Source organism: Tepidiforma sp. (assembly GCF_034433535.1).
Taxonomy (GTDB): Bacteria; Chloroflexota; Dehalococcoidia; order Tepidiformales; family Tepidiformaceae; genus Tepidiforma.
On the sequence record NZ_DAOUAO010000020.1, the window covers coordinates 1 to 6,310 of the forward strand.

Here is a 6,310-nt window from a genome sequence, read left to right on the forward strand (position 1 = left end):
TGCCACACCCGCCATGGCCGCGCCGAGGATGAAGACGAAGACGATGGTGCGGTTGACATCGACGCCCATGAGCGAGGCGTTGGTGGGATTTTCGGCAACGGCGCGGATGGCGCGCCCGAGGCGGGTGCGCTGAATGATGAGCGTGAGGACAACCATCATGGCGATGGAGCAGAGGATGAGGAAGAGCTGGATGTAGGTGATGCTGAACGGCCCTGCGGAGAGCTGGCCGCGGGGGAAGATATCGGGGTAGAACTTCGCCCGGGCGCTGGTTTGGTCGAGGACAAGGTACTGGAGGAAGATGGAAACGCCGATGGCGCTGATGAGCGGGGCGAGCCGCGGGGCGTTGCGGAGCGGTCGGTATGCGAGGCGTTCGATCACGACGGACGCGCTGACGGAGGCGCTCATGGCCACGATGATGGCCCCGAGGATTGCCAGGGCGACGACCGGACCGGAAAGGTCGTTCCCGCCCATGGCGACGAGCGCCCCGTAGCCGGCGAAAGAGCCGAGCATGAAGACTTCGCCGTGGGCGAAGTTAATCATCTTGAGGACGCCATAGACCATCGTGTAGCCGAGGGCGATGAGGGCGTAGAGGCTGCCGGTGGTGAGGCCGTTCACGAACTGGTCGGACCAGAAGCTGACGTTGAGGGCGAGGGGCGCGAGCATTGGCTGCTCCTGGGGGCTGACTGGACGGGCGGAGAGGCGCCAGCGGCCGCTGGCGCCTCTCCGGATGTGGGTTCAGACGCGATGAACCCGCGGTACCACCGGGCTACTTCTGCAGCTGTTCGTACTGGCCGTTCTTGACGACGAAGAGCGAGACGGGAGTTTCGCCGCCGACGTTTTCGCCGCGGGCGTCGAACTTGATTTTGCCGGATGCGCCATCGAGCTCTGTCTTGCGGATCTCTTCGTTGAGCTTCTTGAGGTCGATGAGGAGCTTGCCGTCCTTCTCTTCGGCGACCTTTTCGATGGCGTTGATGATGATGGTGGCGGCGTCGTAGGCCTCGGCGACGAAGGGGCTGGCATCGCGCTTGATGCCGGTCTCTTTTTCGAACTTTTCGCCGAAGGTGTTGTACGCCGCGCTGGTGTAGACGGGGCTGGGGAGTGAGAGATAGGCACCCTCAGCGTCAGCGCCAGCGCCCTTGATGAACTCGTCGTTCTTGACGCCGTCACCGCCGAGGAACGGCACATCCTTCATTTCGGCGCGGAGCTGCTTGATGAAGGGCGTCGCCTCGGAGTAGAAGCCGGCGAAGTAGACGAGGTCGGGTTTGGCGTTCTTGATGTTGGTGACGATGGCCTTGAAGTCGGTCTGCTTTTTCTCATAGCCCTCGCTGCCAACGATCTTGCCGCCTTCCTTTTCGAAGGCCGCCTTGAAGGCATCGCGGAGGCCGGTGCCGTAGGCGTCGGTGTCGTAGACGATGTAGGCGGTCTTGGCCTTGAGTTCGGTGGTGGCGAACTTTGCCTGCGCCGGGCCCTGGATGTCGTCGCTATAGGTGGTGCGGAGGAAGGTCTGGAAGACCTGGCCGCGGTCGGGGTAGGTTGGCTTGTGGGCGGTGGAGGACGGCGAGACGTGGGTGACGCCAGCCTGCTCGTACTGCGGCTGGGCGGCGACCACCGCACCGGAGCACACCGGCCCAACCACCGCGACGACGCCTTCCTGGAGGAGCTGGGTGGCCGCTGCGGCGCCGCCGTCGGGCGAGCAGAGGTCGTCCTTGGCGACGAACTCGATGGCGTGGCCCTTGATGGTCTTGTCCTTGCCGGCGAGCTCGGCAGCCTTCTGGATCGGTTCGCCGATGCCCTTAAGGTCGCCGGAGAGCGGGCTGGAGATCCCGATCTTGATCGGCGCCCCTGCCGCGATCTCGACGGTCTTGAATCCAGCCGTTCCGTAGGTGACGTCGCCGCTGCCGGCATCATCGTCGTCATCGTCACCGCCGCAGGCGACGGCGAAGACGGCGACGAGGGCGGCGGCCAGCAGGAGCCAGGTGAACCTGGACCAGCGGGTCCGTTCGGACATGAGTGGTTCCCTCCGACTGCGTTGTTTGGCGCTTACCGGTCGGTAGTCCCGGGTTACGCTCAGTGCAGTCGCGGAATCCTATTCATTCAATCGTTTGATGGTCAAGCCGCGGGGCGGGTCAGTCGCCGGTGGGGTAGCCCGCTTCGACCCAGGCGATGGTGCCGCCTTCGACGTTATAGAGGGGCAGGTCGTCGAGGCCGGCGGCGGTGGCGAACTCAGCGGCCAGCGCGCTGCGCTGGCCCGAGCGGCAGATGAAGAGGACCTCTTTGCCGTTGGCGAATTCGCGGATCTGCTGGACTTCGTTGATGACGGTGTTGACGGGGATCAGGCGGACGCCCTTCGCGTGGACCTCGACGTATTCGTGCGGTTCGCGGACGTCGATCATGACAGCCTCGCCGCGGTCGAGCTTCTCCTTCGCTTCCTGCACGGAGATGCGGGTAAAGGGCTCGCGGGGGTCTTTCGTGGCCATGGTGGACCTCGGTTTCGCTGGCTGGGGTGTGGGAAAAGGGTAGCACGGGGCGCCGTGAGTTGCCTGCCGGGGGCGAGGCGCGCACGATGCGCGGAGACGTGCTGCGGGGGTAGCCGATGGACCGGGTGATTGGGCCGTACCGTGCGTGGAGGGCATCGCTGCGCGACGGGCTGGGTTCGTTGCAGGAGGCGGCGTCCGCGCTGGCGGACGGGCGGTGGGACGACGGCCGGGCGGGGCTCGAACGTGCGCTGGCATGGGTGAACGGCGTGCTGCTGCCGGCCTGCCGGGCAGAGGAGTTCACCCTCTTCCCGACGGTCGACGGGGTGGTGGGCCAGCCGGGCTCGTGCCTGCCGCTTGAGCGTCAGCACGATGCGCTCCGGGACATGGGCTCCGACCTGGCGAAGCTGGCGGAGGCCGCAGCAAACGACGGGAGGCCGGACGCGTACGCGGAGTACCTGGCGGCGCTGCTGTACGCGCTCTGGGGCGTGGCGCGGGTGCACCTCGATGCGGAGGATGCGGTGTTCCTGCCGATGCTGGACGACCACCTCAGCGAGAGCCAGGTGAATGTGCTGGTCGAGAACAGCGAGCGCATCGTGGCGGCTACGGCCTCGTCGTGAGGGGTTCCCGGCGACAGTGACGTGAGGGTAAGATTCGCGCCCGGGGACCGAGGTCTCTGAACGCAATTCGTGCACGAGGAACTGCGATGGCCGGGAAACTGGAAGGGAAAACCGCGATCATCACGGGTGCCGGGCGCGGCATCGGCAAAGAGGTGGCGCTGCTGTTTGCGCGGGAGGGCTGCAGGGTGCTGGTGAACGACCTCGGCACGTCGGTCGCCGGGGAGGGAGCGGACCGGACTCCCGCGGAGCAGACGGTGGCCGAGATCACGGCGACGGGCGGCGAGGCGATGGCGCACTACGGGGACGTGGCCGATATGGACGCCGCCGAAGATATGGTGCGGACCGCGCTGAACGCCTGGGGAAGGCTGGACATCCTGGTCAACACGGCCGGCATCCTGCGGGACCGGATGGTGTTCAACATGACCGAGGAGGAGTGGGATGCGGTGGTGCGGGTGCACATGAAGGGGACCTTCGCGACGACGAAGTTCGCCTCGATCTACTGGCGCCAGTCGCGGCAGGGCGGCCGGCTGATCAATTTCACGTCGGGCTCGGGGCTGTTCGGGGCGCCCGGGCAGCCAAATTACGCGGCGGCGAAGATGGGCATCTGGGGCTTCACCCTCAGCTGCGCGCGGGCGCTCGGGCGGTACGGCGTGACGGCGAATTCGATTGCGCCGGGGGCGGCCACGCGGATGACCGACACGGTGCCGGAGAGCCGGGCAGCCGCCCGGACGGCGCGGATTATGGCGGAGGCAGCGAAGGGGACCGAGCGCGACCCGGCGAACATCGCGCCGCCGCTGGTGTACCTGGCCAGCGACCAGGGCGGCTGGATTTCGGGCCGCTGCTTCGGGATTTCGGGCTACCGCATCACGCTGTACTCGAACATCGCGCCCCAGGTGGTGCTGCAGGGTTCGAAGATGTGGACGACGGACGAGCTGTTCGGACGGATGGAGCCGACGTTCCGACAGTTCATCCAGCCGGTCGCCTAGGCATTTTCGGGGGCTCCTGGCGAAAAAAGCGGGGCCATTTGGTCGGGGCGCGGCACAGGAAGAGGAGCAAGAATCGACAGCAAGCCTGGGATGGAGGTACCCCGTGGACGAAGCTGGCATCGGACCGGTGGTGGTGTGCGTGCGGGGCCCCTCGCGCTCGGGCAAGTCAACGGTGGTACAGGGCCTCATCGAGCGGCTGGGAGGCAACGGGCTCCGAATCGCGTGGGTGAAGCGCACGCACCATCCGCTCGACCTCCCGGAGAAGGCGTCAGGCCGCGTTTGGTCGGCGGGGCCGTCCGCGATGGTGATCGCGGCGCCGGACCGTCTGCAGCTGACGCTTCCCCGGGTCGAGCGGGCTGCACGCAACGTGCTGCGACAGGTGCCAGTCGACGTGGACCTGGTGCTGTTCGAAACGCACGAGCCGGAGGCATTTCCAACCGTGCTCGCCGCGGACGCGGAGCCGACATCCGGTGAACAGGTGGTGGCAAGGTGGTCGCTCGCGGAGCTGGAAACGGGGCTGAGGGCTGCGGAATCCGCCGTTCGTGCGCTCCTGCCGCGCGACCTCGAGCTGGATCGCGCCCTGCGGGCGGCGAAGGAGTTCCACGGGGGGCATGCCTGCGCGGGGCTGATTCTTGGGACGCGGCTGGCGCTGTACGCGGGCGAGCTGCTCGGCGTGGAGCTCCCTGACCGGGCGAAACGGCTGACGGCAGCCGTCGAGATCGACCGGTGCGCAGCCGACGCGATCGTCGCGGTGACGGGGTGCCGGCCGGGGAAGCGCACGCTGCGATTTCTTGATTATGGCAAATTAGCGGCGACGTTCTGGGACCTTTCGACGGGCAGGGCCGTGCGGGTTGCCGCGCGTGGCGACCTTCGTGAGCGGGTGGGCGTGTTCGATGCTGGCAGGCATGCGGCACAGGCAGCTGCCTACCGTTCGTGGCCGGCGGAGGAGCTGTTTTCGGTTCGGTGGGTGGAGACGCCGGTCGGGAGCCTCGACATGCCGGGCCCTCCCGTGCGGCGCGTGGTCTGCATTGCCTGCGGCGAGGAAGTTGCCGATGGGCGGGAGCTCCCAAGCGAGGCGGGGCCGGTCTGCCGGCCGTGCGCCGGTGCCTGAAGGGATGCAAGTGTGCTGCTAGACTCCCGGCGACACGCCAGGGAGGGGAAGAGCATGTCGACTGCACTGCCGCCGGAGCATGAGCAGCTACCACCGCCGCGCATCGAGGAGGTGAGCCCGGGCATCTACGCCTACGTGCAGCTCGATGGCAGCTGGTTCCTGAACAACGCGGGCTGCATCGTGGGGAGCCGCTCGGCGGTGGTAATCGACACGACCGGGACCGAGAAACGGGCGCGGGCATTCCATGCCGCGGTGCGCGAAGTGACCGATTTGCCGGTGAGCGCGCTGATCAATACCCACAGCCACGGGGACCACACGCACGGGAATTTCATGTTCTCGCCGGCGAGCGCGATCATCGCGAGCGAGCGCTGCCGGCTGGAGATGCTGGCCGCCGGTCATGCCGCCTACGCGCTCTTCCCGATGGTGGACTTCGGGGAGTGCCCGCTGACGCCGCCGACCGTGACGTTCGACGACCGCCTGCGGGTGTACGTCGATGACCTGGCGGTGGAGCTGCTCTACCTGAGCCCCGCGCACACCACCAGCGACATCGTGGCGTGGGTGCCAGAGCGGAAGCTGCTCTTCAGCGGGGACCTCATCTTCAATGGGGGCACACCATTCGCGCTTGGCGGCTCCGTGGCGGGTTGGCTGGAGGCGCTCGACCGGATCGAGGCGCTGGGTCCGGAGACCATCGTGCCCGGGCATGGGCCGGTCTGCGGGCCGGAGGTGATCGGGGAGGTGCGGGCGTACCTGGAATGGATCACCGCAGAGGGCCGGAAGGGGTTCGAACGGGGTATCCCGCCGCTGGAGCTCGCGCGGTCGCTCGACTTCGGCCGCTTCGCGGAGTGGCACGACCGCGAGCGCATCGTGCCGAACCTGCACCGGGTCTACTCGGAGCTGGAGGGGCGGCCGCGCGGTGCGCCGCTGGATTATGTACAGATGTTCCGGGAGATGCTGGAGTTCAACGGCGGGCGACCGCTGCGCTGCCTGGCATAGGCGGAGGGCGCCGGTTCAGGACGAAGGCGACTGCGCCCCGCGGGAGGGCGGCTGGCTGAGCACCCGCGAGACGGCCGCGAGGAGGTCCTGGGGGCGATAGGGCTTCTGGATGAAGCCGGCCAGCCC

Annotated in this window: 7 protein-coding genes; 4 read left to right on the top strand and 3 right to left on the bottom strand. The window is 67.5% G+C overall.

Annotated elements, in window-relative coordinates; translation table 11 throughout:
• The 3 genes from VAE46_RS01420 to VAE46_RS01430 all read right to left on the bottom strand — a co-directional run.
• Positions 1 to 663: branched-chain amino acid ABC transporter permease (locus VAE46_RS01420; protein WP_322795122.1), on the bottom strand; the 663-nt coding region annotated here is incomplete at its 3' end.
• 103 nt (positions 664 to 766) lie between these two features.
• Positions 767 to 2,008, bottom strand: coding sequence for a branched-chain amino acid ABC transporter substrate-binding protein (locus VAE46_RS01425; protein WP_322795123.1), 1,242 nt, complete (start codon positions 2,006 to 2,008; stop codon positions 767 to 769).
• 118 nt (positions 2,009 to 2,126) lie between these two features.
• Positions 2,127 to 2,477 (bottom strand): rhodanese-like domain-containing protein, encoded by a 351-nt coding sequence (locus tag VAE46_RS01430; RefSeq protein ID WP_322795124.1) that lies wholly within the window; start codon positions 2,475 to 2,477, stop codon positions 2,127 to 2,129.
• Positions 2,478 to 2,593: 116 nt separating this feature from the next.
• Here VAE46_RS01430 and VAE46_RS01435 point away from each other — a divergent pair, with 116 nt between their 5' ends.
• The 4 genes from VAE46_RS01435 to VAE46_RS01450 all read left to right on the top strand — a co-directional run bounded on the left by VAE46_RS01435 (position 2,594) and on the right by VAE46_RS01450 (position 6,184).
• Complete coding sequence (locus tag VAE46_RS01435) at positions 2,594 to 3,094, top strand: hemerythrin domain-containing protein (RefSeq protein ID WP_322795125.1); 501 nt, start codon at positions 2,594 to 2,596, stop codon at positions 3,092 to 3,094.
• A gap of 86 nt (positions 3,095 to 3,180) precedes the next feature.
• The gene (locus tag VAE46_RS01440; RefSeq protein ID WP_322795126.1) at positions 3,181 to 4,080 is read left to right on the top strand and encodes an SDR family NAD(P)-dependent oxidoreductase; all 900 of its coding nucleotides are present in this window, start codon (positions 3,181 to 3,183) and stop codon (positions 4,078 to 4,080) included.
• A gap of 103 nt (positions 4,081 to 4,183) precedes the next feature.
• On the top strand, positions 4,184 to 5,191 hold the full coding sequence (locus tag VAE46_RS01445; protein WP_322795127.1) for a molybdopterin-guanine dinucleotide biosynthesis protein MobB: 1,008 nt from the start codon (positions 4,184 to 4,186) through the stop codon (positions 5,189 to 5,191).
• 54 nt (positions 5,192 to 5,245) lie between these two features.
• Positions 5,246 to 6,184, top strand: coding sequence for an MBL fold metallo-hydrolase (locus VAE46_RS01450; RefSeq protein ID WP_322795128.1), 939 nt, complete (start codon positions 5,246 to 5,248; stop codon positions 6,182 to 6,184).
• Positions 6,185 to 6,310: the final 126 nt, after the last annotated feature.

What these genes read in the sequence shown, in the direction of transcription:
- VAE46_RS01450 (WP_322795128.1), top strand. Translation starts at nt 5,246, where the DNA reads ATGTCGACTGCACTGCCGCCGGAGCATGAGCAGCTACCACCGCCGCGC.
- VAE46_RS01435 (WP_322795125.1), top strand. Translation starts at nt 2,594, where the DNA reads ATGGACCGGGTGATTGGGCCGTACCGTGCGTGGAGGGCATCGCTGCGC.
- VAE46_RS01440 (WP_322795126.1), top strand. Translation starts at nt 3,181, where the DNA reads ATGGCCGGGAAACTGGAAGGGAAAACCGCGATCATCACGGGTGCCGGG.
- VAE46_RS01425 (WP_322795123.1), bottom strand. Translation starts at nt 2,008, where the DNA reads ATGTCCGAACGGACCCGCTGGTCCAGGTTCACCTGGCTCCTGCTGGCC.
- VAE46_RS01430 (WP_322795124.1), bottom strand. Translation starts at nt 2,477, where the DNA reads ATGGCCACGAAAGACCCCCGCGAGCCCTTTACCCGCATCTCCGTGCAG.